This is a genomic window from Rhodococcus quanlei, assembly GCF_055231015.1.
The window spans coordinates 84,961-111,230 of record NZ_JBUYWD010000010.1 but is presented as its reverse complement, the minus strand read 5'-3'; the positions used below and the strand labels follow the sequence as shown (position 1 = coordinate 111,230).

Annotated in this window: 24 protein-coding genes; 17 read left to right on the top strand and 7 right to left on the bottom strand. The window is 63.5% G+C overall.

Annotated elements, in window-relative coordinates; translation table 11 throughout:
* The first annotated feature begins 3 nt into the window (after window positions 1-3).
* The 6 genes from ACZI8Q_RS08050 (at window position 4) to recX (ending at window position 5,904) form a co-directional block, all read left to right on the top strand.
* Window positions 4-1,152 carry a glycosyltransferase gene (locus tag ACZI8Q_RS08050; protein WP_463372988.1) on the top strand — a complete coding sequence of 383 codons (1,149 nt, stop codon included), beginning with the start codon at window positions 4-6 and terminating at the stop codon, window positions 1,150-1,152.
* Between the two features lie 258 nt (window positions 1,153-1,410).
* On the top strand, window positions 1,411-3,057 hold the full coding sequence (locus ACZI8Q_RS08045) for an LGFP repeat-containing protein (protein ID WP_463372987.1): 1,647 nt from the start codon (window positions 1,411-1,413) through the stop codon (window positions 3,055-3,057).
* A 47-nt stretch (window positions 3,058-3,104) separates the two neighbouring features.
* Window positions 3,105-3,542 carry a hypothetical protein gene (locus ACZI8Q_RS08040; RefSeq protein ID WP_463372986.1) on the top strand — a complete coding sequence of 146 codons (438 nt, stop codon included), beginning with the start codon at window positions 3,105-3,107 and terminating at the stop codon, window positions 3,540-3,542.
* A gap of 423 nt (window positions 3,543-3,965) precedes the next feature.
* A complete protein-coding gene (locus ACZI8Q_RS08035; RefSeq protein ID WP_463372985.1) occupies window positions 3,966-4,160 on the top strand; it encodes a DUF3046 domain-containing protein in 195 nt (64 codons plus the stop codon).
* A 165-nt stretch (window positions 4,161-4,325) separates the two neighbouring features.
* On the top strand, window positions 4,326-5,369 hold the full coding sequence (gene recA, locus ACZI8Q_RS08030; protein WP_463372984.1) for a recombinase RecA: 1,044 nt from the start codon (window positions 4,326-4,328) through the stop codon (window positions 5,367-5,369).
* A 4-nt stretch (window positions 5,370-5,373) separates the two neighbouring features.
* On the top strand, window positions 5,374-5,904 hold the full coding sequence (gene recX, locus ACZI8Q_RS08025) for a recombination regulator RecX (protein WP_463372983.1): 531 nt from the start codon (window positions 5,374-5,376) through the stop codon (window positions 5,902-5,904).
* 15 nt (window positions 5,905-5,919) lie between these two features.
* Here the strand turns inward: recX and ACZI8Q_RS08020 are convergent, their stop codons facing one another.
* The 4 genes from ACZI8Q_RS08020 to ACZI8Q_RS08005 all read right to left on the bottom strand — a co-directional run bounded on the left by ACZI8Q_RS08020 (window position 5,920) and on the right by ACZI8Q_RS08005 (window position 9,193).
* On the bottom strand, window positions 5,920-6,801 hold the full coding sequence (locus ACZI8Q_RS08020) for an amino acid ABC transporter permease (protein ID WP_463372982.1): 882 nt from the start codon (window positions 6,799-6,801) through the stop codon (window positions 5,920-5,922).
* Window positions 6,798-7,478 carry an amino acid ABC transporter permease gene (locus tag ACZI8Q_RS08015; RefSeq protein WP_463372981.1) on the bottom strand — a complete coding sequence of 227 codons (681 nt, stop codon included), beginning with the start codon at window positions 7,476-7,478 and terminating at the stop codon, window positions 6,798-6,800. Before ACZI8Q_RS08015 ends, ACZI8Q_RS08020 begins: the two co-directional genes overlap by 4 nt.
* A gap of 86 nt (window positions 7,479-7,564) precedes the next feature.
* Window positions 7,565-8,398 carry a glutamate ABC transporter substrate-binding protein gene (locus ACZI8Q_RS08010; protein ID WP_463372980.1) on the bottom strand — a complete coding sequence of 278 codons (834 nt, stop codon included), beginning with the start codon at window positions 8,396-8,398 and terminating at the stop codon, window positions 7,565-7,567.
* Window positions 8,399-8,464: 66 nt separating this feature from the next.
* Window positions 8,465-9,193, bottom strand: a complete 729-nt coding sequence (locus tag ACZI8Q_RS08005) for an amino acid ABC transporter ATP-binding protein (protein WP_463373163.1) — start codon at window positions 9,191-9,193, stop codon at window positions 8,465-8,467.
* A gap of 194 nt (window positions 9,194-9,387) precedes the next feature.
* On the opposite strand from ACZI8Q_RS08005, the gene miaB reads away from it, so the two are divergent.
* Both miaB and ACZI8Q_RS07995 read left to right on the top strand, forming a co-directional pair.
* Entirely contained in the window at window positions 9,388-10,905 is a 1,518-nt protein-coding gene (gene miaB, locus ACZI8Q_RS08000) for a tRNA (N6-isopentenyl adenosine(37)-C2)-methylthiotransferase MiaB (protein WP_463372979.1), read from the top strand.
* Entirely contained in the window at window positions 10,902-11,516 is a 615-nt protein-coding gene (locus ACZI8Q_RS07995; RefSeq protein ID WP_463372978.1) for an Rv2732c family membrane protein, read from the top strand. The genes miaB and ACZI8Q_RS07995 overlap by 4 nt, the downstream gene beginning before the upstream one ends.
* Window positions 11,517-11,538: 22 nt before the next feature.
* Here ACZI8Q_RS07995 and ACZI8Q_RS07990 read toward each other — a convergent pair whose 3' ends face one another.
* A complete protein-coding gene (locus ACZI8Q_RS07990) occupies window positions 11,539-12,879 on the bottom strand; it encodes a DUF349 domain-containing protein (protein ID WP_463372977.1) in 1,341 nt (446 codons plus the stop codon).
* Window positions 12,880-13,038: 159 nt separating this feature from the next.
* On the opposite strand from ACZI8Q_RS07990, the gene ACZI8Q_RS07985 reads away from it, so the two are divergent.
* The 7 genes from ACZI8Q_RS07985 to ACZI8Q_RS07955 all read left to right on the top strand — a co-directional run bounded on the left by ACZI8Q_RS07985 (window position 13,039) and on the right by ACZI8Q_RS07955 (window position 20,223).
* Complete coding sequence (locus tag ACZI8Q_RS07985) at window positions 13,039-13,770, top strand: class III extradiol dioxygenase subunit B-like domain-containing protein (RefSeq protein WP_463372976.1); 732 nt, start codon at window positions 13,039-13,041, stop codon at window positions 13,768-13,770.
* Window positions 13,767-14,711: a tRNA (adenosine(37)-N6)-dimethylallyltransferase MiaA gene (gene miaA / locus ACZI8Q_RS07980; protein ID WP_463372975.1), complete on the top strand. Its 945-nt coding sequence runs from the start codon at window positions 13,767-13,769 to the stop codon at window positions 14,709-14,711. The genes ACZI8Q_RS07985 and miaA overlap by 4 nt, the downstream gene beginning before the upstream one ends.
* A complete protein-coding gene (locus ACZI8Q_RS07975; RefSeq protein WP_463372974.1) occupies window positions 14,708-15,538 on the top strand; it encodes a TrmH family RNA methyltransferase in 831 nt (276 codons plus the stop codon). The genes miaA and ACZI8Q_RS07975 overlap by 4 nt, the downstream gene beginning before the upstream one ends.
* A gap of 27 nt (window positions 15,539-15,565) precedes the next feature.
* A complete protein-coding gene (gene dapF / locus ACZI8Q_RS07970) occupies window positions 15,566-16,432 on the top strand; it encodes a diaminopimelate epimerase (RefSeq protein ID WP_463372973.1) in 867 nt (288 codons plus the stop codon).
* A gap of 82 nt (window positions 16,433-16,514) precedes the next feature.
* A complete protein-coding gene (hflX, locus tag ACZI8Q_RS07965) occupies window positions 16,515-17,927 on the top strand; it encodes a GTPase HflX (RefSeq protein ID WP_463372972.1) in 1,413 nt (470 codons plus the stop codon).
* Window positions 17,920-18,966, top strand: coding sequence for a hypothetical protein (locus ACZI8Q_RS07960; RefSeq protein WP_463372971.1), 1,047 nt, complete (start codon window positions 17,920-17,922; stop codon window positions 18,964-18,966). The genes hflX and ACZI8Q_RS07960 overlap by 8 nt, the downstream gene beginning before the upstream one ends.
* Window positions 18,967-19,080: 114 nt before the next feature.
* Entirely contained in the window at window positions 19,081-20,223 is a 1,143-nt protein-coding gene (locus ACZI8Q_RS07955; protein WP_463372970.1) for an acyl-CoA dehydrogenase family protein, read from the top strand.
* 6 nt (window positions 20,224-20,229) lie between these two features.
* On the opposite strand, the gene lexA is transcribed toward ACZI8Q_RS07955, so the two are convergent.
* Window positions 20,230-21,024: a transcriptional repressor LexA gene (gene lexA, locus ACZI8Q_RS07950; protein WP_463373162.1), complete on the bottom strand. Its 795-nt coding sequence runs from the start codon at window positions 21,022-21,024 to the stop codon at window positions 20,230-20,232.
* A 212-nt stretch (window positions 21,025-21,236) separates the two neighbouring features.
* On the opposite strand from lexA, the gene ACZI8Q_RS07945 reads away from it, so the two are divergent.
* Together ACZI8Q_RS07945 and nrdR are read left to right on the top strand one after the other, a co-directional pair.
* Window positions 21,237-21,740 (top strand): LysM peptidoglycan-binding domain-containing protein, encoded by a 504-nt coding sequence (locus tag ACZI8Q_RS07945; RefSeq protein WP_463372969.1) that lies wholly within the window; start codon window positions 21,237-21,239, stop codon window positions 21,738-21,740.
* A 113-nt stretch (window positions 21,741-21,853) separates the two neighbouring features.
* The gene (nrdR, locus tag ACZI8Q_RS07940; protein WP_463372968.1) at window positions 21,854-22,354 is read left to right on the top strand and encodes a transcriptional regulator NrdR; all 501 of its coding nucleotides are present in this window, start codon (window positions 21,854-21,856) and stop codon (window positions 22,352-22,354) included.
* A gap of 1 nt (window position 22,355) precedes the next feature.
* Here nrdR and hrpA read toward each other — a convergent pair whose 3' ends face one another.
* Window positions 22,356-26,258 (bottom strand): ATP-dependent RNA helicase HrpA, encoded by a 3,903-nt coding sequence (hrpA, locus tag ACZI8Q_RS07935; protein WP_463372967.1) that lies wholly within the window; start codon window positions 26,256-26,258, stop codon window positions 22,356-22,358.
* Window positions 26,259-26,270 lie beyond the last annotated feature (12 nt).

Below are 26,270 nucleotides of genomic sequence, written 5' to 3'. Positions count from 1 at the left end.
TGCGTGCGAGTCGCCGTTGTCGCCGGGCCTGATCCCGGACATGCCTTCCCTGCCATCGCGCTGTGCCTACGCTTCCTCGAAGCGGGGGACCAGCCGATTCTGTTCACCGGCGTCCGGTGGTTGGAGTCGGCGCGTGCGGCCGGGATCAGGGCCGAGCGGCTGAAGGGCCTCGCGCCGCGCCCGGTCGACGACGATCATGACGCAGGTGCGCGTATCCATGCGCGAGCGGCGCACATCTCCACCGAGTTGCTCCCGGACCTGCAGGCGCTGAGTCCGGACCTCGTGGTGTCGGACATCCTCACTGCCGGTGGTGGTCTCGCTGCGGAGCGGATGGGGATCCCCTGGGTGGAGTTGTCTCCGCACCCGCTGTACTCGGCTTCGAAGGGACTGCCGCCCATTGGAAGTGGGCTTGCGCCCGGAATCGGAGTGAGGGGCAGACTTCGCGACATGATGATGCGTGCGGCCACCGGTCGCTCCATCAAGCAGGGGCTTCGGCAACGCTCGGACGCACGCGAAACCATTGGATTGCCGCGACGTGATCCGGGCCCGGCGGCTCGTCTGATCGGTACGATCCCCGCGTTGGAGGTCGAGCGCCCGGACTGGCCGGGTGAAGCTCACGTCGTGGGCCCGCTGCTGTGGGAGCCGACCGAGACCGTTCTCGAACCGTCTCCGGGCGACGATCCCGTGGTGATGGTGGCCCCGTCTACAGCGTTTACGGGGGCCGAGGGGATGTTCGAGATGACGGTCAGCGGGTTGGCCGGCGCCGGGGTGCGCATGGTCGCCTCGCTGCTCGACGGTGCGCCCGACGCGAAGTTGCCGTCATGGGTGCGGGCGGGTCTGGGACGTCAGGACGAGATGCTGCGCCATGCTTCGGTGATCGTGTGCGGCGGTGGCCACGGAATGCTCGCGAAAGCGTTGTCGGCCGGGGTGCCGGCAGTGGTGGTTCCAGGCGGCGGCGACCAGTGGGAGTTGGCCAATCGGGCCGCGAGGCAGGGGAGTGCCACCATCGTGCGACCCGTGACTGCCGACGCCCTGCGGGACGCGGTTCTCCGGGTGCTGGCCGACGACAGCTTCGCCCAGGCCGCCCGACATGCGGCACGAATGGCCTCGGACGTCGCGGACCCCGTGCAAGTGTGCCGGGCTGTCCAGTAGTGCGGGTCGGTGTGCGAAGTACCTCCAGGTCTTCGTTGGGCAATCAGCTAGAAGTGACCTATTGGTTCGATTTGTAACGTAAGTGACATTTGTTATCGCTGTGAAGGGCGCGGCCTCGCTGTAGGTCCCTTCCCAGATGTGAACGCTGCTGATCTTCGATTGCTACGGGAGGGGCCCCGAATGGCAGGGCATACGCGATCACGCAATGAGATGCGATCTCAATCGAGACGATGGGTACGGGGCACGACTGTGCTGTCGGTGGCATCGGCGTTGATGTTTACTGTTGGCGGTGTGGTTGCGGCACAACCTGACTCGACCACTACGCCGAGCGTCACAATGACCCAATCGCCTACACCGAGTGCGACGACAGAATCACCTGTAGGGGCCACGACCGTATCGCCGCAGGCCACACCCACTGCAACGACATCATCCGTGCAGCCAACAGACCAGACAACCAGCGAGGAAGCCGTCGACCTGACACAGCCGTCAACTGGGGTCGCGGTTCCGCGACCCCAGTCGCCCAATGAATTGGTACCGACCGCACCTGAACGGGTGCGGCCGGCTGAGTTGCCGCCCGCACCGAAGGGAAATGGTCCGGTAGCGCCGACCGATCCTGCCTTGTCGTCGATGACGGCCGAGCCGGATCCGGATTGGAAGCCGACGAAGAGCCCGAAGGCGACCGTGCTTCCCGGACAAATGCGGTCCGACCGTGAGGAGATACCGGCGGGATTCACGAAAGAGGAGGCCGACAAGGCTGAACAAATGGAAGCCCGGTTGGCGACAATGCGCGTCGCGTCGGGTTGCCAGGTGTACTGGCCGTCGCCACACGCTGTATGTGGGGCGATCCGCGACAAGTACAACTCGCTGGGCGGCCCGGCCAGCTTTCTGTCTTTCCCGAACTCGCCCGAGTTGACGAATCCGGACGGGTACGGAAAGCGCACCCAGTTTCTCAATGGGCCGATCTATTGGTCCGCCGCCACTGGTGCACACCCAGTAGTCAACAGCTTCCTCAACCGTTGGGGCGTCCACGGCTATGAGGCCGGATGGCTGGGTTACCCCAAATCCGATGAAATCGTCCATGCCGACGGTATCGGTCGCCACCAGGAGTTCCAAGGTGGGGCAATCTACGTGGCCTTCCAAAACGCCATTGGCTCGACCATCACCGGTGCGATCCGCGACAAGTGGAACGAGGTAGGTGCCGAAACCCCCGGCAGCCTCCTCGGCTATCCCACCAGCGATGAGATCGTCCTTCCGGACGGCCAAGGACGTATGAACCGTTTCGAAAGAGGCGTCATCTACTGGCACCCCGCACATGGAGCGCACCCAGTGGTGAATCCTGTGCTTGATATCTGGGGAGTTTACGGATTTGAGAAGAGTAGATTTGGTTACCCAACGGGAGATCCACAGCTTTCGTATGGAAATCCGTGGCAGCAGTTTCAGTTTGACCGGATGGGCGTACTTCAGCCAGAGTTCATTAACGAGGAGAATCCACCACTCTACTTCGAGTTGGATCGAACAAATGTGAGCGAAGATAGAATTGATGAGGAGGGATTCATGAGAGTTTCCGCGCAATGGACTCAGAACTCCACGGATCCGAATATGGTACGTCCGATTGCGTGGGGCATAAAGTTTCTGCCACCCATGTACGAGCTCGGAGCGTACGGCGCTGCCACGCCCACTACCTGTCAGGGGTCGATTACCAGAAATGGAGCTCCTGATCCGTGGTCGTACAGCAAACTCGGCACCGACGGGGGATCTCTGGACTACCTCTTTCATGGAACAATGTCCAAGAACTCCTTCGGCGAAGAGATCGCAATGAAAATTCTTTGCGAGTTTAGGGGAGATTTCGAGAGAACCATGGTCGCGGACATACGGCCATATATTATGCTGCGCGATCGATACTGATCCCGCCTGACTTCACGCACTGGCAGTCGCCAACTGAAGGGTATCAAATGGACCGCCCCAGATTTCATTGGGAAGTTACCTGGACAGATTCCGTTGCACCATCTTTTGCAACGAACATCAAGCAAGCAATTGGGAGAATTGCTTCTGATGCCGAGACTTCAAATGCGGTGCGTGGTTACAGGAAAACGATGTGGGTCGTCTGTAGTCGTGAAGACGTCGGGCTTCCTTCTGCGGACGGAGTCGTCGTTAGGATTCTGGTCGAAGAACGGGAATTGGCACGAATTGGAATCGCTAATGGCCTCAATGCAGAAGAAGTGACCTATAATATGGCAGATGGGTTTCAGTCGCATCTGTTTGACAATCATATCCAGTGGCCGTTGATCTCGGATTCGATACTGTTTGCGAGTTTCCTGCCAGAACGAATGGCGCTATGGAAGAAGTCCGGAGTAGCCATCGCGGAGATAGGGAGCTTGAGGAGTTCTTGAAATTTGACTGAAGGGTATCCTTTGTGAGAATCTTGTCGTTCGTTCTGATACTGTTTGGGTTCGTACTCGGATCTTTGTTGTCTGTCTCGTTTGTGCTATTTATGAATAGCCCCTCGACTACCTTGGTCTACTCATTCTTCAGCACTCCTAGAGGTGTGGATCTGACCTCTATTAACAATGACCTAGCGATAGCCATTGTGGTAATGGGTGGTCCCTTTATCGGCGCGCTATTGGGGATTTTATTCGCGCTTGTCACGGTAAAGTTCTTAGGGTTTCAGTTAGTGAGAAGATCCCGTTAGCTGTAGCAAGCTTTGCCTTAGCACTGGGGCGTCACGATGGCGTCCTACGGCACGCTACGAACCCGTCGGTTCGAACACGGGACCGTGAGCGCATATGAGTCGGAAGCCCGGTACCGTGGCGGACGTGCGTTTGACCGAATTTCATGAACTTGTCCGCGAAGAGTTCGGACAGTTGCGCGGGGACTCCCTGCTCATCGACCACGTGCTGCTCTCGCTCGGCGGCAAGACGGCTGCCGAGGCGATCGAGGCTGGTCAGGAACCCCGCGAGGTCTGGCGGGAGCTGTGTAACGAGTTCGATGTTCCGCCCGCTCGGAGATGATTCTCGCGCCCGCTCGGGGATGATTCTCCGCGTGTCGTGAATGTGTTCGATGCGATCGAACACATGTTCGTTTATGCTGTACGTGTCCGGTGATTGTCGAAGTTGTCGGTACCGGCTTCTAACCTGACCACAGATCACCGATGAGACTCGAGAATGGGGACGACGATGGCACCACAGGCACACGATCGGGACAAGGCGCTCGACTTGGCGCTGGCGCAGATCGACAAGAACTTCGGTAAGGGTTCGGTGATGCGTCTCGGTGAAGGCGTGCGCCAGCCGATCGCAGTGATCCCCACGGGCTCCATTTCGTTGGACGTCGCCCTCGGTATCGGCGGCCTGCCCCGTGGTCGCGTCATCGAGATCTACGGTCCGGAATCATCCGGTAAGACCACAGTGGCGCTGCACGCCGTAGCCAACGCTCAGGCCAACGGCGGTATCGCCGCCTTCATCGACGCGGAGCACGCGCTCGATCCCGATTACGCACAGAAGCTCGGTGTCGACACCGACGCGCTGCTCGTCTCCCAGCCCGACACCGGCGAGCAAGCGCTCGAGATCGCTGACATGCTGATCCGCTCAGGCGCACTGGATATCCTCGTCGTCGACTCGGTGGCGGCCCTCGTGCCGCGCGCCGAGATCGAGGGTGAGATGGGTGACAGTCACGTCGGTCTGCAGGCGCGGCTCATGAGCCAGGCGCTGCGAAAGATGACGAGCGCACTCAGCAACTCGGGTACCACGGCGATCTTCATCAACCAGCTTCGCGAGAAGATCGGCGTCATGTTCGGTTCCCCCGAAACCACCACCGGTGGTAAGGCACTGAAGTTCTACTCGTCGGTGCGGCTGGACGTTCGGCGCATCGAGACCCTCAAGGACGGCACCGACGCAGTCGGCAACCGCACCCGCGTGAAGGTCGTCAAGAACAAGGTCGCACCTCCGTTCAAGCAGGCCGAGTTCGACATCCTGTACGGGCAGGGCATCAGCAAGGAAGGTTCGCTCATCGACATGGGTGTCGAGCACGGATTCATCCGCAAGTCCGGTTCCTGGTACACGTACGAGGGCGATCAGCTCGGTCAGGGCAAGGAGAATGCCCGCAAGTTCTTGCTCGAGAACACCGATATCCGAGACGAGATCGAGAAGAAGATCAAAGAGAAGCTCAATATCGGCGCCGATGTGACGGCCGAATCCGAGGATGCGGCGCCCGTCGAATTCTGAGTCGATGAGCAAGCCCACAGAAGAGGGCGGCCGAACAGAGGCGCAGGCGAAAGACGTATGCCTGCGCCTCTTGACCGACCGCGCACGCAGCCGAGCCGAACTCGCCCAGCGTCTCGCCAAGAAGGGGTTCGCCGACGACACAGTTCAGCGCGTCCTGGACAGGCTCACCGAGGTGGGCCTGGTCGACGACGCAGACTTCGCTCAACAGTGGGTGCATTCGCGCCACACTTACTCCGGCCGGGGTAAGCGAGCGCTTGCGCTCGAACTGCGCCGAAAAGGTGTAGATCAAGAGGACGCGGCATACGCACTGGAACAGATCAGCGCCGACGACGAACGCGAGAAGGCGAGCGAACTGGTGGCCCGCAAGATGCGGACCGTCTCGCTCGACGACCGCGACCGTGCGATGCGCCGGCTGGTGGGCATGCTCGCGCGCAGGGGCTTTCCGGCGGGCCTCGCATTCGACGTCGTCAGAGAACACATCGCACGGGCGGGTGCCGAGATGGACGACGTGCCGCCTGTGCCGGACGACTTCTGACCGTTCGGGTTTCGACTATTTCAGGTCCACACCGGGAGTCGAGGCATCCACCGCCAGCGGGGACACCGCGCCCTTGCCCTTGCTCCGGGACCGCAAGCGCTTCTCCAGCCGCGTGGCAACCACCGTCAGAGCCGAGTTCAGAACGATCATGATCACCGCCACCACGATGAGCGCGGGCAGGTAGTTGCTGTAGTACGCACCGAGTTGCTGACCGGAACGAACGACCTCGACATAGTTGACGAGGTACCCGAGGGCGGAGTCTTTGAGCGCGACCACCATCTGTGAAATGAGCGCGGGCAGCATCGCGGTGACGGCCTGCGGCAACAAGATCGTGAGCATGATCTGGCTTTTGCGCATACCGAGCGCCTTTGCCGCCTCGGTCTGCCCCTTCGGTAGCGAATTGATGCCCGAGCGCACGATCTCCGCGATGACCGAGCCGTTGTAGAGGGTCAACGCCACCACAACGGCGGCGAGCGCGAGGTACTGCGACTTGAAGACCTGATACTCGGCGAAGACCTGATACATGAAGATCATCAGGATCAGTACGGGCACTGCCCGGAAGATCTCCACGATGGTGCCCGAGACGATCCGCACCGACCGGTGATCGGACAAGCGCCCGATACCCAGAACGGCGCCGAAGATCAGAGCCAGAACGATCGACATCGCCGCAGCGGTCAACGTGCCCTGGATGCCGGGCAACAGATACGTCGTCCACGAAGTGGATTCGGTGAACGGCTCCCACTTCTCCGCGGTCAGCTGCCCCTGCTGATCGAGGGCCACGTAGACCAGGTAGCCGACACCGACGAGAACAGCGACGACGACGGCAGAAATCAGGTGGTGGAGACGCCGGCCTCTCGGACCAGGGGCGTCGTAGAGAACGGTAGCGCCGGAACTCATCGGGCAACCTCCAAACGCTTGCTCAGGTAGCCGAACGCCAGGCCCATCGGCAGGGTCAGAATCACGAAGCCGAGCGCGAAGATTCCACCGATCACGAAGATCGCCGCCTCGTCCTCGATCATCTCCTTCATCAGGAGGGCAGCCTCGGCGACGCCGATCACGGCGGCGATGGTGGAGTTCTTCGTCAGCGCGATCAGCACACTGCCGAGTGGAGCGATCACGCTTCGAAATGCTTGCGGCAGCACGACCAGAGACAGATTCTGAAAGAACGTCAGACCCAGCGAACGTCCGGCCTCGGCCTGGCCCACATCGACGGTGTTGATTCCCGACCGCAGCGATTCACACACGAACGATGCGGTGTAGACGCTCAAACCGAGAACGGCGAGCCGGAAGTTGTTGTCCACCACGAAGGTCGGCGAGTCCGGATCGGCGAGATTGACGCCCATCGTCTGGTACAGCCCGAACGAGCAGAACACGATGATGAGGGTCAGGGGAGTGTTACGGAAGATCGTGACGTACGAGGCCCCGAACGCCCGTGCCACCGGAATGGGTGACACCCGCATCCCGGCAAGCAGAGTGCCGAGGATCAGCGCTCCGACAGCGGACAGCGCGGTGAGTTGCACCGTCGTCCAGAATGCGGCGAGCATCTGATCGCCGTACTTGTTCAGTAGATCCACGTGCCGTCTCCGTAGTGCCGAATAGTGGTCGCACGGTGATGGCCCGCCGGCAGGGCCGACGAGCCATCACGGTGAGCAGAGAATAATCAGTAGCGGTCCACGGTTGGCGGTTCCGGAAGCGGGTAACCCGAGTCGCCCACGGTCTCGTTGAAGGCCGTCTCCCACGAACCGTCGGCGATCATCGCCTCGATGGCGTCGTTGATCTTCGCGCGGCCTTCGTCATCACCCTTGGCAAGGCCGATGCCGTACCGCTCCACGGTGAACGGCTCACCGACCACCTTGAACTCACCGGGGGACTGAGCGGCGTAACCCGCCAGGATGATGTCGTCCGTGGTCAACGCGTCGACGGCACCGTTGCGCAGAGCGGCGACGCAGGCCGAGTAGGTGTCGTACTCCTGGAGCTGCACGTCCTGGGCGTAGTTGTCCTTGATGTTCTGCGCAGGAGTGGAGCCGGCGACGGAGCACAGCGTCTTGCCGCCGCGCAGCGAATCGGGCCCGGTGATCTCTTGATTGTCGGCGCGCACGAGCAGCGACTGACCGGCGACGAAGTACGGTCCTGCGAAGTCGACCTTTTCCTTGCGCTCGTCCGTGATGGAGTAGGTGCCGACGATGTAGTCGACCTCGCCGTTCTGGATCAGTGTTTCCCGCTGGGGGGACGGCGCTTCCTTGAACTCGATGTTCTCCGGGCTGACACCGAGTTCGCCCGCGACATACTTGGCGACCTCGACGTCGAACCCGCTGAACGTGCCGTCGGGGTTGCGCTGGCCGAGTCCGGGCTGATCGAACTTGATGCCGACGACCAACTGTCCACTTTCGGCGCTTTCCATAACGCTTCTCTGCTCACCTCCGCCGCACGCTGTTGCTACGACGGCCAGCGCCACGGCGCCGATTCCCAGGCGTATCGAACGACTGATGTTCACAAGGTCCTCTCAGGTAGGTGACAATGCGCAGCGACGTGCGCAGAGCGGTTCGCGAATCGAGCGTGATCAGTGGCTGAGGATCTTCCCGAGGAAGTCCTTGGCTCGTGCAGTGTTCGGACTCGAGAAGAAGGTATTGGGATCGGTGTCCTCGAGAATCCGACCATCGGCCATGAACAGGACCCGGTCGCCGGCCTTGCGGGCGAAGCCCATCTCGTGCGTGACGACGAGCATCGTCATGCCGTCCTTCGCCAGTGCCGTCATGACGTCGAGAACCTCGCCCACCATCTCGGGGTCGAGCGCCGAGGTCGGCTCGTCGAACAGCATGACCTTCGGATTCATCGCGAGAGCTCGTGCGATGGCGACTCGTTGCTGCTGACCGCCCGACAGCTGGGCCGGGTACTTGTCCGCCTGATTGGCGATGCCCACGCGCTCGAGCAGTGCGTAGGCGCGGTCCTTCGCTTCGTCGCGCTTCTTCTTGCGGACCTTCATCGGTGCCAGCATCACGTTCTCGAGGATGGTCTTGTGGGCGAACAGATTGAACGACTGGAAGACCATGCCCACGTCGGCGCGCAGTGCAGCGAGGGCGCGGCCTTCGGCCGGCAGCGGTTCACCGTCGACGCGAATCTCGCCGCTGTCGATGGGTTCGAGGCGGTTGATTGTCCGGCACAGCGTGGATTTTCCGGATCCGGACGGCCCGACCACGATGACGACCTGACCGGCAGGTACCTCGAGGTCGATGTCCTGCAGCACGTGCAGCGAACCGAAGTGCTTGTTCACCGAGTGCATCGAGATCATGGACGAACTGCTGCTCGCTGGCGGCGGGGTCACCGCGTCGGCTTGCGTCATAACCGGACACCCTATGCGTTGCGGGCACCCCCGCACACCATTTGAGGCCGGGTTTCGCCGGTATGTCACGGAAACTTTCCGGCTGACCGCAGATGCAGAGGTGGGCCGACAGTGTGAGCTGGGGCGGGCCGTACCCTGAAGGGGTGGACACGATCGACCAGAACACGCACAGAAGCTACGAGGTGCGCACGCACGGCTGCCAGATGAACGTGCACGACTCCGAACGCTTGTCGGGTCTCCTCGAGGACGCCGGATACTCCAAGGTCGCACCTGGTCAGGCACCCGACCTTGTGGTGTTCAACACGTGTGCTGTCCGTGAGAACGCGGACAACAAGCTGTACGGAAACCTGAGCCAGCTCGTTCCGGCGAAGGAGCGCAACCCGGACATGCAGATCGCTGTCGGCGGGTGCCTCGCACAGAAGGATCGCGACGTGGTGGTGAAGAAGGCGCCCTACGTCGACGTCGTGTTCGGTACCCACAACATCGGTTCGCTGCCCACGCTGCTCGAGCGAGCACGCCACAATCAGCAGGCCGAGGTGGAGATCCTCGAGTCGCTGGAGGCGTTCCCGTCCACGCTCCCCGCCAAGCGCGAGTCCGCGTACGCGGGCTGGGTGTCCATCTCGGTCGGTTGCAACAACACGTGCACGTTCTGCATCGTCCCGGCTCTGCGCGGTAAAGAGGTCGACCGCCGTCCCGGTGACGTCCTTGCCGAGGTACAGGCCCTCGTGGACGAAGGTGTTCTCGAAGTCACCCTGCTCGGGCAGAACGTCAATGCCTACGGTGTGTCGTTCGCCGACCCCGAGCAACCACGCGACCGGACCGCGTTCTCTGCGTTGCTGCGAGCCTGCGGGAACATCGAGGGACTCGAGCGGGTGCGTTTCACGTCGCCGCACCCGGCGGAATTCACCGACGACGTCATCGAGGCGATGGCGGACACCCCGAACGTGTGCCCACAACTGCACATGCCGTTGCAGTCGGGTTCGGACCGCGTTCTCAAGGCGATGCGCCGCTCCTACCGAAAGTCCCGGTTCCTCGGAATCATCGAGAAGGTGCGGGCGGCGATGCCGGACGCGGCGATCACGACCGACATCATCGTCGGGTTCCCGGGCGAGACGGAGGAAGACTTTCAGGAAACGCTCGACGTGGTCCGCAAGGCGCGTTTCACCAGCGCTTTCACCTTCCAATACTCGAAGCGTCCCGGCACACCCGCCGCCGAGATGGACGATCAGCTCCCCAAGGCAGTCGTGCAGGATCGATACGAGCGTCTCCTCGCATTGCAGGAGGAGATCACGCTCGACGAGAACCGCAGGATCGTGGGCCGCGAGGTCGAACTCCTCGTGGCAGCCGGCGAGGGCCGCAAGAACGCCGCGACGGCGCGCATGAGTGGCCGTGCCCGCGACGGACGACTCGTGCATTTCCGTCCCGAAGGCAACATCGACGGCGCTGTCCGTCCCGGCGACATCGTCACGGTCACGGTGACCGCGGCCGCGCCACACCACCTCGTCGCAGACGAATCGATCATCACCCACCGCCGCACGCGGGCAGGTGACTCCTTCGAGAAGGGCATCACCCCCAAGACACCGCCGATCGGGGTCGGCCTCGGACTTCCACAGGTCGGCGTTCCCGACCCACTACCCGCGCAGATGGGATGCAATACATGAGTGAGCAAGCCGGCATGAACGACAAGCGAGACGGGAGCCGGCCAACCGGAGGCGCCGAGGAGTCGGACCCGATCGAAAGCTATCGCAAGGACTTCGACGCCGCCGAACGCAAGGTCGCCGGCGAAATCGACCCGGGCGCCCGCGCCGTCGTCGTCGCAGTGATCGTGCTGATACTCCTGCTGTCGCTGACCCTGCCGCACGCGGGGGGTGCGAACGGATGGGAAGTTCTCGTCGACGGCGACGCCGCCCGGGACGAAGTGGTGAAGTTGCCGTCACGCATCTTCGTGGGATTCGTCGTGGTGTTCGGAGTGATCGGGTCGATGCTCGCACTGGTCACTCGCCGATGGGTGCTTGCATGGGCAGCCCTCGCCGGATCGGCGATCTCGGTGGTGCTGGGAATGCTGTCGATCTGGATGCGCCAAACCTTGCCGGCCTCCGCAGACCTGGCCGGCCCGGGCATTGGTTTGGTACTCGGTTGGATAGCGGTCATCGCGCTCACCTTCCATTGGCTGAAGGTGGTGTGGAGCCGCACGGCGCTGCAGTTGGCAGCCGAGGAAGAACGCCGCACCGCTGCCGCCGAAGCGGAGCGACGCGGCGACTGGATCGTCTAGCTGTCGTTGAACGAGGGTGCTGTCAGCTGTCGCTGACGGCACTGTCGGCCGCGTCGGCCCACTCACGCCACTGCGCGGCCTGAGCGAGTGCCTTTTCGGCGTCCTTCGTCTTCCCTGCCGCCGTGGCCTTCTCGGCCTGCTCCTCGAACTGTGCGACTCGCTCACGGAACTGTGCGGCGCGCGCGAGCGTCTCGGGGTCGGTACGACGCCATTCGGCATCGGCGGCTGATCGCACCCGCTTCTCGATCGCGCGAATCTTGCCCTCGAGGTCGTGCATGCGTTCGCGCGGTACCTTGCCGATCGCATCCCACTTCTCTTGCAGATTTCGTAGTGCCGTGCGGGCAGCCTCGACATCCTTCGACCCGTCGAGGTCGGCGTACTCCTTCAGGAGCGCATCTTTTGCGACGGCGTTCTGCTCGTATTCGGCATCACGCTCGGACGCCACGGCATTGCGGGCCGAGAAGAAGACGTCCTGCGCTCCCTTGAACCGTTTCCACAGTGCGTCGTCCGCCTCGCGGGGCGCGCGTCCGGCTGCCTTCCATTCGACGAGGAGTTCGCGGAACGCTGCGGCTGTTGCACCCCAATCGGTGGAGTCGGACATCGCTTCTGCCCGATCCACCAGTTCTTCCTTCCTCACCCTGGCGGCCGCACGGTCTCTGTCCAACTCGGCGAAGTGGGCACCGCGACGGCGATTGAATGCCTCACGGGCTTTCGAGTACCGCTTCCACAGCGCGTCGTCCACCTTGCGATCGACGCCGCGGATGGTCTTCCATTCTTCGAGGATCTCCCGCAAACGATCTCCGGCGGCCTTCCAATGCGTGGATTCGGCACCGATCGTTTCGGCCTCGGCGGCCAGTTCTTCCTTGCGGGCCGTGTGTTCCTGCCTGGACTGTTCCTTCTCCTGCTTGGCGTGCTCGGCCGCCACATCCGATTCTGCGATCACGACGTCGAGCCGTGCGGCCAGTGCGGGAATATCGCCGATCACGGCCGCGGTGGGCAAGGATTCCGAGAGAGCGACGGCCGCCGCTTTCGTCTTCTTCGCATCGCCTGCGCCGGACATGAGCCGCGCCTCGAGCAGACCCACCTCGGTCGCGAGGTCGTCGAACCGTCTACCGAAATGCGCAAGACCCTCCGCTGAGTCGCCGGCCTGCCAAGAGCCGATCTGCCGCTCACCGTCGGGAGTTTTCACCCAGGCCGTGCCGTCGTCGTCCACACGCCCGAACTTGCTCGGGTCGCTCGCGGCGATGGTGTGCACCGGTGTGGGGGCTATGTGCGCTGCAGGTCCGGGGCGTGGACCGCCCGGCTTGGGTGCGCCGGGTTTGGGTGCGCCAGGCTTGGGGGTGACGTTGTTGTTGTCGGTCATCGGTTCCTCATCTCTGCCGCGCGACACGGCCGCCTGATCGCTATCCGGTTTCCATTGAACCCGGTAAGGGTGCTCGAGACCATTGAATCAGGTGACGCGGTACGAATCGGGCGAGACGGCCTCCGTCGACAGAAAACACGTTCGGCTAGCGTTGCGGCTGTGTTCGCTGCCGCAGCCCTCGTACCCTCGCCACCACTCCTGGTGCCGGAACTGGAAGGTCGGGGCGCTCACGAGAACGCCGACCTTCGCCACGCGGTACGCGCGGTCGCCTCCGAACTGGCGACACGGGCGCGCTCATGGATTGCCGTCGGTGCGGGCACCGTATCGGAGGTCGTCGAACGGCCGGCACGCGGGACGTTTCGGGGTTACGGAGTGGACGTCGAGGTGGCGTTCGGTGGTCCGGCGGACGGTGACCCGGACCAGCAGTCAGTAGAGGCGGATCTGCCGCTCGCAGCCCTGGTGGCCGGCTGGATTCGTGGCTCGTACGCGCCTGATGTCGATCTTCAGGTTCGGATTCTTCCGTCCGGAACCTCCCCCCGAGACTGCACCGAATACGGCAGGGAACTTCGGCAGTCGATGAACGCCGCCGACGCCCCGCAGGGCCTCCTCGTGATCGGTGACGGAGCCAGCACCCTGACGAACAAGGCACCCGGCGCCTACGATCCCGCCGCCGGACCGCTGCAGGCCGAACTCGACCGGGCACTCGCAATCGGTGATCTACCAACACTCCGGAATCTCGATCCGGCGGCGGCGAAAAGTCTGGGAGTCGGTGGCAGAGTGCCCTGGCAGGTGCTCGCCGGAGTATTCGACCACGACGCACCGACCTGCACCACCGAGTACTCGGCCGCCCCGTACGGAGTCGGCTATCACGTAGGGATGTGGACGCCGTGACGCGACCGAACGCACCCGTGGCCGTCGTCGGACCGACAGCAACAGGCAAGTCGAACCTGGCCCTCGATCTCGCGCAGCGGTGGGACGGCGAGATCGTCAACATCGACGCGATGCAGCTCTACCGCGGAATGGACATAGGAACCGCGAAGCTGGCAACCGGTGAGCGCCGTGGCATTCCACACCACCAACTCGACGTACTCGACGTGACACAGACCGCGACTGTCGCGAACTATCAGCGCGATGCCGCCCGCGATGTCGAGGCAATCCTCGATCGCGGCGCGGTGCCGATCATCGTCGGCGGGTCGATGATGTACGTGCAAGCGCTCTTGGACGAGTGGGCTTTTCCGGCAACAGATCCGCAGGTACGAGCGAGGTGGGAGGCCGTACTCGCCGAGGGCGGTGTGGAGGCGATCCATCGCGAACTCGTTCGAGCGGACCCGGCGGCGGCCGCCACCATTCTTCCGACCGATGCCCGCCGCATGGTGCGGGCGCTCGAGGTGGTCGAGATCACCGGGGCGCCCTTTGCCGCTTCCGCACCGCAAATCGGTGAGCCTCGATGGGGTACCCGAATCCTCGGAGTCGACCGGCCGACCGAAGGTCTCGACGACCGCATCCGGTCACGAACCCGGCTGATGTTCGAACGAGGACTCGTCGACGAGGTGCGCGGGCTGCTCGAAGTCGGACTGCGTGACGGCGTGACCGCTCAGCGCGCGATCGGTTATGCACAGGTTCTTGCCTGTCTCGATGGAGAGTACGACCTTGTGGAAGCCGAGGAACGCACGTTCATCGGGACGCGTCGCTACGTACGCAGACAGCGGTCGTGGTTTCGCCGAGACCCACGGATCGAGTGGGTGGACGGCGAGGATCCCCGACTTCTGTCGACAGCGTTGGAGGCACTCGCCGCTCTCGCAACACTCGAAGATCGGGACGGAGACGGATGAATCGCAAGAAAATGTTGGTCACCACTCGTAATGCGCGGTTTCAGCAATGGCAGTCGTTCCTGTCCAACCGCACGAAGCGGTCGCGTGCAGGTCTGTTCCTGATCCAGGGAGTGCGCCCGCTGAACGTGGCGCTCGACCGTGATTGGCCGATCGAAGCGCTCCTGCACAAAGTGGGCGGCGGGGCGCTCTCCGAGTGGGCGCATGAGGTGACCGGCCGCGCCGGTATCGAGCACATCGGTGTGAGCACCGAACTGATGACCGAACTGGGAGAGAAGTCCGCAAGCGCGCCCGAGGTGATCGCCGTAGCGAAATCACGGCATCCGCGGCTGCGGGACGTTCGTCTTGCAGCGGCACCTTTGGTGGTGGTGTTCGATCGACCGACCTCGCCCGGGAACCTCGGCACGTTGATTCGCACCGCCGACGCGTTCGGGGCGGACGCCGTGGTGGTGGTCGGCCACGGTGCCGACCCTTACGATCCGCAGGCCGTGCGGGCGTCGACCGGATCGCTGTTCGCCCTTCCCGTCGTCACCGTGTCGTCGGTCGACGAGGTGTTGGCGTTTCGAGATTCGTGGCGCGATCGCGGCGTGGACATGACCGTCGTCGGCACGGACGAGACCGGATCGGTGGTGATCGACGGCCACGACTTCACCACCGGGACGTTGCTGGTCGTCGGAAACGAGACGAAAGGCATGAGCGCCGCATGGCGTCAGGCGTGCGATGTCGTCGTCACCATTCCGATCGGCGGCGCTGCGAGTTCGCTGGGTGCTCCGTCCGCGGGAGCGGTCGGCCTGTACGAGATCGCACGGCAGCGCCGCCAGGAAAATTGACGCCGACACGAGACTAGGCTGACGGTCATGGATTTCAGCAAGGGGCACGGAACCGAGAACGACTTCGTGGTGCTGCCGGATCTCGACGTCCGGATCGATCTGACGGAGGAGCGGGTCGCGGCATTGTGCGATCGGCAGCGCGGGCTCGGCGCAGATGGGGTGCTCAGGGTCGCACGTGTCGGTGCGCTCACGGATGCCGGGGTACTGCCCGATGTACCCGACGGCTTGTCCGCCGACGACTGGTTCATGGACTACCGCAACAGTGACGGCTCGATCGCCGAGATGTGCGGCAATGGCGTTCGTGTGTTCGCGCACTATCTCCGGGCAGGTGGGTTCGAGCACCGCGACGAGTTCGTGGTCGGTTCCCGGGCCGGGGCGCGGCCCGTTGTCGTTCACCGCGCGGACGGCTACCTGGGTGAGGTGACCGTCGACATGGGTGCGGTGGCGGAACTCGGCCCGAGCACCGCAACCATCGAAGGCCGGGTGTTGACCGGGCTGGGCATCGACGTCGGCAATCCGCATCTGGCGTGTGTCGACACGCTCACCGATTCCGCACTCGCCGCGCTGGACCTCACGGCGGCTCCCGGATTCGATCCCGGATTCTTCCCGCACGGCGTAAACATCGAGATCGTGACGCCGTTGAGCGACGGCGCAGTGAGGATGCGGGTGCACGAGCGCGGGGTCGGTGAAACACGCTCCTGCGGGACCGGGACGGTGGCTGCCGCAGTCGCGGCGCTGCGTCACGACGGACAGTCCGCCGGTGACGTTCGGGTACGGGTGCCCGGCGGGGAGGTGACCGTCGCGTACGCGGACGGACGGGCAACGCTGCGTGGACCGTCGATGCTCGTGGCGACCGGCGTGCTGGACGAGCGCTGGTGGGCGCAGCTCGGGTGAGCGCCCCGGAGCGAGCGGTGGTTGTCCCGTCGCAGGTAAAGAAGGTGCATTCGCCGCACGATCCGTGGGATCATGGTGGTGTATGACGAACACACACGAATCCAGGCAGTCACCCTCCGTCGGTGAAATGCAGCTCGACGACCGCAGTGCGTTGCGGCGCGTAGCGGGGCTTTCGACCGAGCTCACCGACGTCACCGAGGTCGAATATCGCCAACTGCGCCTCGAGCGAGTCGTGCTGGTCGGTGTCTGGACCCAGGGGACCGCAGCGCAGGCCGAGTCCAGCATGGCGGAACTCGCAGCACTTGCCGAGACTGCCGGGTCCGAAGTGCTCGAGGGATTGGTGCAGCGCCGCGACAAGCCGGACGCCGCCACCTACATCGGGTCGGGCAAGGCCGAACAGCTGCGCGAAGTGGTGCTGTCGACGGGTGCCGACACCGTGATCTGTGACGGTGAGCTCACGCCCGCGCAGCTGACTGCGCTCGAGAAGATCGTCAAGGTGAAGGTCATCGACCGTACCGCCCTGATCCTGGACATCTTCGCTCAGCATGCAACGTCGCGGGAGGGCAAGGCTCAGGTAGCACTCGCCCAGATGGACTACATGTTGCCGCGATTGCGCGGTTGGGGTGAGTCGATGTCGCGGCAGGCAGGTGGCCGGGCGGGCAGTAACGGCGGTGTGGGTTTGCGTGGTCCCGGTGAGACGAAGATCGAAACCGACCGCCGTCGTATTCGCGAGCGCATGGCCAAGCTGCGTCGCGAGATCAAGGGTATGAAGGCGGCGCGTGACACCAAGCGCACCCGACGAGTCCGGAGCGAGATTCCGTCCGTCGCGATCGTCGGCTATACCAATGCCGGAAAGTCCAGTCTACTCAACTCGTTGACCGGGTCCGGGGTGTTGGTGCAGAACGCGTTGTTCGCGACACTCGATCCGACGTCGCGCCGAGCCGCGCTCGACGACGGCCGTGAGTACATCCTCACGGACACCGTCGGATTCGTCAGGCATTTACCGACCCAGCTCGTCGAGGCGTTCCGCTCCACCCTCGAGGAGGTCACCGGCGCAGACCTGCTGCTGCACGTCGTCGACGGCTCCGATCCACTGCCCACGGACCAGATCAAGGCGGTACGCGAGGTGATCATGGACGTGGTGCGTGAGAGCGCTGCTCCGGCGCCACCGGAGTTGATCGTCGTCAACAAGATCGATGCAGCCGATCCCGTGGTCCTCACCCAACTGCGGGGACTGCTCCCCGGCGCCGCATTCGTGTCGGCACGCACCGGGGAAGGTGTGGCCGAACTTCGGGCGCGATTGGACGAAGTGCTGGTTCGCCCGGAGGTCGAGGTGAGCGTTCTGCTGCCGTATACCCGCGGCGATCTGATGGCACGGATACATTCGGACGGTCAGATTCTCACGTCCACGCACGACGAGGACGGCACGCGAGTTCGAGCCCGCGTTCCGGAATCGTTGGCCTCGGCGCTCGTCGAGTACGCGCACAGTGCGTGACCGTGCGATCGGCGCGCTGGCGGCCGCGGGGTTGTCGATTGCGCTATTGACGGCAAGCCCCGCACTCGCGCAGACCGATCCACCCGCGGCGCCGGCGATCGAGACTCCGGAGTTCGAGACACTGTGCACGCCCACCGATCCCAGGCTTGCCGAGCTGTCAGGTCTCGCGTCGCACGGCAGCGAACTGTACGCCGTCGGCGACAGCGGATCGGATGACGCTGTGGCGGTTCTGGATCACTCGTGTGCGGTGTCGGCATGGCTTCCGGTCCCGGTGGACCCCTATGACGTGGAGGACATGGCAGCGACAGGCACCGACCTGTGGCTGGGGGACACCGGAGACAACGACAGCCGTCGCGACACAGTGGCGTTGACGCGGATGGACCGAGGAACCGGAGCGGGAGAGCTCTACCGATTGACGTATCCGGACGGTCCACACGACGCCGAGTCCATCCTGCTGCAGCCCGACGGGGTTCCGGTCATCGTCACCAAGAACGTGGTCGGCCCGAGTTCCGTGTATCGCCCGGCCGGAAGTGCCGGTGTGGACCAGTTGGCGCAGCCAGGTCCCTCGGAACTGGAAAGGGTCGGTGAGATCGACGTGTCTGCGACCACCGATCCGGGCGCGATCGGTTCGGTGATGTTCACCGGCGGCGCAGTGTCAGCGGATGCATCCGTGGCAGCCGTGCGGAGCTACTCCGACGTATACCTGTTCTCGGTTACCGATGGGAACATTGCGGAGGCCCTGGTTTCGGGCGATGCGGTTCGTATCCCGTTACCGCATCAACCTCAAGGGGAAGCGGTTGCCTTCACACCGGAGGGGGATTTGCTGATCGCTTCCGAAGCGCGTTCGGGTGCTCTTCCGCCGATTCGGATACTGCGTGGTGCAACCGACTTGGTGCAGCCGACGGCTGCACAGCCGGCCATCGCAGCGGCCGAACCCTTCTCCCTCGCTGGGGTTCTGAAATGGCTCGTGGTGGGCGTTATGACTCTCGGTGCGATCGCAGTCGTGATCGTCGTGATGGGGCGCCGGTCCAGGCTCTGATTGCGGGGTCGGTAACGGTCACGAATCACGATCGTCTCGGTCCTCACCTTCTCGATCCGGGCAGAGCTACGGTGACCCTGGTCATACCTGCACGATCTGAAACGAGGAGCCCACGTGGAGCGCACCCTGTTCGAGCCGGAGCACGAACTGTTTCGCGAGTCGTACCGCAAGTTCTTGGCCCAGCACGTCGAGCCTCTTCATGCGCAGTGGGAAGAGCAGAACATCGTGGACCGCAATCTGTGGATCGAAGCGGGGAAGCAGGGGTACCTCGGCACTGCACTTCCGGAGGAATTCGGCGGGGGCGGTGTTCGCGACTTCCGGTACAACGCGATCATCGCCGAGGAAACCACCAAGGGTGGATTCAGCGGTGTGGGATTCACGCTGCACAACGACGTGGTGGCGCCGTACCTGCTCGACCTCGCCAACGACGAACAGAAGCAGCGGTGGTTGCCCGGATTCGCATCCGGCGAGTTGATCAGCGCTATTGCCATGACCGAACCCGGAACTGGTAGCGACCTTCAGGGGATCAAGACTCGCGCCGTTCGCGACGGCGACGACTGGATTCTCAACGGCTCCAAGACGTTCATCACCAACGGCATCAACGCCGACCTCGTGATCGTGGTGGCATGTACCGACCCCGACAAGGGTGCGCAGGGATTCAGCCTGTTCGTCGTCGAGCGCGGAATGGCCGGCTTCGAGCGAGGTCGCAACCTCGACAAAATCGGAATGAAGGCCCAGGACACCGCAGAATTGTCCTTCGACGATGTACGCGTCCCTGGTGCGAACCTCCTCGGAGAGGAGGGCATGGGCTTCCTGTACCTGATGAAAAACCTACCGCAAGAGCGACTGTCGATAGCCGTGGTCGCAGTGGCGGCAATGGAGTCGGTGCTGGAGATGACAATCCAGTACTGCCGCGACCGCAAAGCCTTCGGCAAGTCGATAGGCCAATTCCAGAACACCCGGTTCGTGCTGGCGGAACTTGCCACGGAGACGACGACTGCCCGGGTATTCGTCGACAGGTGCATCGAATCGCTCAACGATGGGAAGCTGACGGTGCAGGAGGCCGCCATGGCCAAGTGGTGGACCACCGAAGCCCAGGTGCGCTTGATCGACCGGTGCCTCCAGCTCCACGGCGGATATGGCTACATGAAGGAATACCCGATCGCGAAGGCTTATATGGATTCCCGAGTGCAGACCATTTACGGCGGCACGACCGAGATCATGAAGGAGATCATCGGTCGTGGCCTCGACCTGTGAGGCGCGTCAGATCTTGCGTACGACGGTGACGACCTTGCCGAGAATCACGGCGTCATTACCCGGGATCGGATCGAACAGGCGATTGTGGGGCATCAGCCACACCTGATCGTCCGTACGTTTGAACGTCTTCACCGTCGCTTCACCGTCGATCATTGCGGCGACGATGTCGCCGTTGTCCGCGACGTTCTGCTGGCGTACCGCTACATAGTCGCCATCGCAGATGGCGGCATCGACCATCGACTCGCCGACAACCCTCAGCAGGAACAGCGAGCCCTGGCCGACGAGTTCGCGGGGGAGTGGGAACACGTCCTCGACGGCTTCCTCGGCCAGGATCGGCCCACCGGCGGCGATCCTGCCCAGTACCGGAACGAATGTCGGTTCCGGCATGACCGTCTCGTCGAGGCACTGCGGTGCTCCCTGGCTGACCGATGTCGGGCGCCCGGGCGTACGAGCGGTCTGGCTTCCGGCTGCCACATCTGCTGCCACCTCGTCCAGCCCGCGGACGTCCACGGCGCGGGGACGGTTCGGGTCACGGCGCAGGAATCCCTTGCGCTCGAGGGTTCGCAACTGGTGCGCCACGGAGGATGTCGATGTGAGGCCGACCGAGTCGCCGATCTCCCGGATGCTCGGGGGGTAGCCGCGTTCGGTGACGGAAGTACGGATGACCTCGAGGACGCGACGCTGCCGATCGGTGAGTTCGGCAGGATTCGGGCTCGCGTCGACTTTGAGTTCGTCGGTGGGCGAACTGCTGGTGTTCGAGCCTCCGATGTTCGAACTGCCGGGCGAGTTCTCGTCCTTCATGCTGTCTGCCTCCGCGTCGGTCGGGCCGGTGCTGCGGTATCTGCACCGCGTGTCGTCTGCCACGAATCTAGCGACATTGCCTGTCGTTATCAAACATTTGTTCGACTCGTGTCCCTGAAAGTGGCGCCGTCGTCGGCCGCTCGTGGTAGAAATCGAACATACGTTCTTTCGAACGTGTGATCGAACAGGGTGATCGGTTACCGGAGGTTTCGATGAGCAGTGCAGTTCTGAACAGTCGTCGTGTCGTTCCGACCAGGCGAGCAGTGGGCTTTGTGGGGGAAGATCTCGGCGAGCAATGCGCGTACTTGCGCGTTGAGACGGACCGTCCGACGCGCAGGCCGGCCAGCAGGCGTCCCGCCCCGGGTGCCGTTCGATACCGCGATTCCCACGTCCGGATGTCCAGGGCGGAGCATCACGGCGCAGTCGAAGATGTCGGCTGGCGGACCGTTCTGGCGACAGTCCTCGTCACCGCAGGCATTCTGCTGGGGTTCGGCATCGTCGCCGACGCCGTCACCGCTACCGAGGCCGGCATACTGTCCGGCACAACCGAGGTTGTTCGAGTAGCTGCCGGTGACACCCTGACGGACGTGGCAGAGCGTGTTGCCCCCGGCTTGCCTGCCCAGCAGGTGATCGAACGCATCATGGATCTCAATGCCATGTCCACGTCGTCGATCGCCCCAGGGCAGAGCCTCGTGGTCCCGGTCTCGGTACCGTGACGGTTCTGTTGGCGGTGCTGCGTGCGAGCGTCGGTGGCACGGACGAGTACTCTCGAATGCTGTCAGTTACACCACCACGCGTGGTTGCGTCGAGGTACGACGAAGGAATCGTCATGCACTGCCCTTTCTGCCGGCACCCGGATTCACGTGTGGTCGATTCGCGTGAGGCGGACGAGGGCCAGGCCATTCGTCGTCGCCGTTCGTGCCCGGAATGCGGGCGCAGGTTCACCACGGTGGAGACCGCGATCCTCTCCGTGGTGAAGCGGAGCGGTGTCACCGAGCCGTTCAGCCGCGAGAAAGTGGTTCGAGGGGTTCGCCGCGCATGCCAAGGACGGCAGGTCGACAACGATGCGCTGAATCTCCTCGCGCAACAGGTGGAAGATGCCGTCCGCGCATCCGGTTCCGCGGAGATTCCCAGTAACGAGGTCGGCCTCGCCATACTCGGTCCGTTGCGAGACCTCGACGAGGTTGCGTACCTACGATTCGCATCCGTGTACCGGTCCTTCAGTTCGGCAGACGATTTCGCACGTGAGATCAAGGAACTGCGCGAACATCAGGAGGCGAAGGCTGCGGCAGATGACGGTATCGGTAGCGAGGACACTCCACGCTCCTGATCTATCGCGGCCCGGATACTGCCTGCATCATCTTGAGGACTCGCTTTTCGGACACCGCTACCGGTGTACCCACGGCCTGTGCGAACAGGCTCACCCGTAGCTCCTCGATCATCCAGTGAACAGCGTCCACTTCGGAACTGTGGTGTCGTTCCGGCGGAAGGCCCGCCAACATGCGCTCGTAGCCGGCGTACACACGGTCGAGAACGTCCATTCCGTTACTGTCCCGGTCCGCACTGCCCGGCAGTGATTCGAGTCGCACGGTGGCGGCCTCGAGATAGCGGGGAAGCTCGCGCAAATGTGCGGGTCCGAGGTCGGCGACAAATCCGGGGAACAGTAGCGATTCCAGTTGTTCGCGTACATCGTCTGCGGCTTCGCCTTGTCTGCGTGCCAGGATCGCCTCGAGTCGGTGGGCCTTCTCCAAGGCAGGGATGGTGAGCCGCAAGAGAATCGAGCTGTCGTGGGGGAGCCGATCACGTGCGATCTTCACGAGTGAATCGAACTGAGTCGGCGTGCGGACCGGCTCTTTCAACGAGTCGATCAACGAATTGGCCGCGGCGATCCGGCAGTCGGTGACCAGGGCCTCGACACTTCCGTCCGGATTCTGCCCCAGGGCGAGACGCTGGGCGTTGTCGATGCCGGCGATCACGGTTCTGGTCTGGGTTGCAACGGCGGCAAGGAGAAGTTCTCGCGTACCCGCCCGCATGGCATCCCGCTGCTCCGCAGCGGTACTCAGTACGCGTACGGCCACGCCGGATTCTTCGGGGACGAGCGCGGGATAGCCGACAATCGTCTGTCCGGCCACCGCCCGCGTGACGGTGGCGCTCAGTGTGCCCAACGTTTCCGGGGTCCACGTGAGCGCGGGCGGCCGTTGCGAACGGGAGGCGGTCTTGGCGACCTCGTCGCGTACCCGTGGTGCGAGTGAACGGCGAAGCTCGGCCAGGTCCTTGCTGCGGCCGAGGACGGCCCCGGATTCGTCGGTTGCCGAGAAGGTCATGCGAAGGTGGTCGGGAAGCGCGTCGCTGCCGAAGTCCTTCGGGTCGATACGGCACGAACCGAGACGAGAGAGCTCCCGTGCCATCGCGTTGATCAGTGGTTCCGACCGCGGCGTGACGGATGCCATTGCCGCTTTGGCGAACTCGGGCGCCGGAACCACCTGCCGGCGCAGATTCTTCGGCAGGGTTTTGATCAGGGCGGTGACGAGTTCCTCGCGCATTCCGGGAACGAGCCAGTCGAAGCCGACGGGACGCACACCCGCAAGGAGGGCCACCGGTATCCGCGCTGTGACACCGTCGTCGTCGGTTCCGGGTTCGAACTGATACGTGAGGGGGAACTGGATCTCGCCTTGACGCCAGGCATCGGGATACTGCCCGCCCGCAACAGCAGTCGAGTCGGCGTTGACAACGGTGTCGGTTGTGAAGTCGAGCAGATCGGGAGACGCACGTCGTGTCTTCTTCCACCACGTGTCGAAGTGTCTGGCAGAGACGGCTTCCGCGCCGACGCGCTCGTCGTAGAAGTCGAACAGGGTGTCGTCGTCGACCAGGATGTCGCGTCGGCGCGCACGATTCTCGAGTTCCTCGACGTCGTCGAGCAATGCGTGATTGGAGTGGAAGAACTTATGGTTTGTCTGCCACTCACCCTGCACCAATGCGTGCCGGATGAACAGATCTCGAGACACTTCGGGATCGATCGGCGAGTAGGTGACCGGACGCTTCGCGACGAGTGGCAGCCCGTACAGGGTCACCCGCTCGTAGGCCATGGCTGCAGCGCGCTTCCTGGACCAGTGTGGTTCGGAATACGTGCGTTTCACCAACTGTGGCGCGAGCTTCTCGGCCCATTCGGGTTCGATGCGGGCCGACATGCGTGCCCACAATCGCGAAGTCTCGACCAACTCGGCTGCCATGACCCAGCGGGGCGGCTTCTTGAACAAGGTGGAGCCTGGGAAAATCGCGAAGTGTGTGCCACGGGCACCGAGAAACTCGCGCTTGTCCCCCTCGCGGAGGCCGATGTGGGAGAGCAGACCGGCAAGTAATGACTGGTGGATGGCCGATTCGGACGCCGCCGTGTTCGAGGTGTCCCAGCCCATGCGACGCGTGATCTGCCGCAGTTGCCCGTGTAGGTCCTGCCATTCGCGGATGCGCAGCCAATGCAGGAATTCGTTGCGGCACATCTTTCGGAACTGGCTGGACGACAGTTCTTTCCGCTGCTCGCCCAGGTAGGACCAGAGTTTGAGGTAAGCGAGGAAGTCGGAGTTCTCCACCGCGAATCGGGCGTGCTGCTCGTCGGCGGCTTGCTGGTGGTCGACTGGTCGTTCGCGAACATCCTGAATCGACAGCGCCGACACGATCACGAGAAGTTCTGCCAGACAACCATTCCGATGGCCTTCAACCAGCATGCGTGCCATGCGTGGGTCGACCGGTAGGGCAGCGAGTTCCCGTCCGGTCGCGGTCAGGACCGGGTTGTGTGCTCGCGAACCACGGTCGATCGCACCGAGTTCTTCGAGCAATCCCACGCCGTCGCGGACCGCTCGTGGATCCGGGGGCTCGACGAAGGGGAACGCGGCGACGTCACCGAGACCGAGGGCCGTCATCTGGAGAATGACGGACCCCAGGTTGGTACGCAGAATCTCGGGTTCGGTGAATGCGGGCCGGGACTCGAAGTCCTCCTCCGAGTAGAGCCGGATGCAGATCCCCTCGGCCACACGACCACAGCGGCCGGAGCGCTGACGAGCCGATGCCTGCGAGATCGGTTCGATGGGTAGGCGCTGAACCTTGGTGCGCACCGAGTACCGCGATATTCGGGCAGTGCCGGGATCGATGACGTAGCGAATCCCCGGAACTGTGAGTGACGTCTCGGCGACGTTGGTCGAGAGCACCACACGTCGGCCTGCGTGAGGTGCGAACACCTTGTGCTGCTCGGCGGCCGACAATCGGGCGTAGAGCGGGACGATCTCCGTGTTGCGCAGGCGCCGGTCGCGGAGGGCGTCGGCGGTGTCACGGATCTCTCGCTCACCGGACAGGAAGACGAGGATATCGCCTTCTCCCTCCGCGCAGAGCTCGTCGACGGCCTCGCAGACCGCGTCTACAGGATCGAGGTCGATGGTGGAATCTCCCACCTCGATGGACAACGGCCGATAACGCATTTCGACGGGGAACGTTCGTCCGGACACCTCGACGACGGGGGCCGGTACGCCGGCGTTCGCGAAGTGACGGGCGAAACGGTCAGGGTCGATCGTCGCCGAGGTGATGATCACCTTCAAGTCGGGTCGGCGGGGTAGTAGTTGTTTCAGGTACCCCAGAATGAAGTCGATGTTGAGGCTGCGCTCGTGGGCCTCGTCGATGATCAGGGTGTCGTAGCGGCGCAGCAACTTGTCTCGCTGGATCTCGGCGAGCAGAATTCCGTCCGTCATCAGCTTCACGTAGGTGCCGTCGGACACCTGATCGGTGAAACGGACGGTGTATCCGACGGTGTCGCCCAGGTCGGTGCCGATCTCTTCGGCGATGCGCTCTGCGACGGTGCGTGCCGCAAGGCGCCGTGGCTGGGTGTGCCCGATCAGTCCACGTACACCTCGACCCAGTTCGAGGCAGATCTTCGGGATCTGCGTGGTCTTCCCGGAACCCGTTTCGCCCGCGACAATGACGACTTGGTTCTCGGAGACAGCTTTCGCGATGTCGTCCTTGCGCGCCGAAACCGGCAGCGCTTCCGGATACGTGATGGGTGGAACACCGGACGCGCGGGTCGACAACCGGGTGCGTGCGGATTCGATCTCGTCGGCGATGGCGGCGAGTGCATCGGGCGTTCGTGCTTTGTCGAGGCGTCGCCGGAATCGGTGTTCGTCGCGGAGAGAGACCTCGGTGAGGCGACTCTTCAGGTCTCGACGATTCGGGGTCGGGGGTATCTTCGACATGCTGTTGACAGC